This is a genomic window from Mesorhizobium sp. M8A.F.Ca.ET.207.01.1.1, assembly GCF_004794715.1.
Lineage (GTDB): Bacteria > Pseudomonadota > Alphaproteobacteria > Rhizobiales > Rhizobiaceae > Mesorhizobium.
The window spans coordinates 1-367 of record NZ_SRUS01000226.1; the positions used below are offsets into that span (position 1 = coordinate 1).

Genomic DNA, 367 nt, shown 5'->3' on the forward strand with positions numbered 1-367 from the left:
GACCACTTCAGCCTTCACCTTCTTCGGCTCCAGCAGCATCTCCAGCGCCTTGCCGACTGCGGCGAAGGCGAACGCACCGGTGATGTGGGTCGCCGCGCCCAGGCCGGCACCGCAATCCAGCTTCAACGCCGCATCGGCGCCCAGGTTCGGCCGGATGCCGTAGACACTGCCATCGGCCTGCGGATACTTCACGTTCTCCAGCGAATACACCGCCGGCACGCCGAAATAACGCTTGGCGTTCTTCGGGAAGTTGAACTCGCTGCGCAGCTTCTTGCGGATCAGCGCCAGCATGGCATCGTGCTCGGTGCGCGACACATCGCGGATGCGCACCAGGGTCGGGTCGGTGCGCCCGCCAGCAGCGCCGACG

The 367-nt window shown here is 66.2% G+C and carries 1 pseudogene; it reads right to left on the reverse strand.

Going from position 1 to position 367, the window contains the following annotated elements:
- Positions 1–367: pseudogene (locus EN850_RS34290) on the reverse strand (hypothetical protein); the annotation flags it as partial.